Annotated in this window: 1 protein-coding gene; it reads left to right on the top strand. The window is 57.1% G+C overall.

The features are described from left to right. Positions 1-233 (top strand): AMP-binding protein (locus EAE89_RS23355; RefSeq protein ID WP_214086708.1); only part of this gene is annotated, 233 nt, incomplete at both ends.

Raw genomic sequence — 233 nt, 5'->3', positions numbered from 1 at the left:
GAAACCTGGAATGCGACGGAAACGGCGTACCCTGACCCGTGGTGTGTTCACCAATTGTTTGAACAGCAGGTAGAGAAAACCCCGGACGCGACTGCGTTAGAGTATGAAACGCAGACGCTCAGTTATGCGCAATTGAATGCCCGCGCTAACCGGCTGGCTCATCAGCTGATTGCTCTGGGCGTGGAGCCGGACCAGCGGGTGGCGATTTGCGTATCACGTTCTCCGGCCATGGT

Source organism: Photorhabdus heterorhabditis (assembly GCF_018448905.1).
In the GTDB taxonomy this organism is placed as follows: domain Bacteria; phylum Pseudomonadota; class Gammaproteobacteria; order Enterobacterales; family Enterobacteriaceae; genus Photorhabdus; species Photorhabdus heterorhabditis.
The sequence above is the reverse complement of the archived record's forward strand: the minus strand, read 5'-3'. Positions and strand labels throughout refer to the sequence as shown.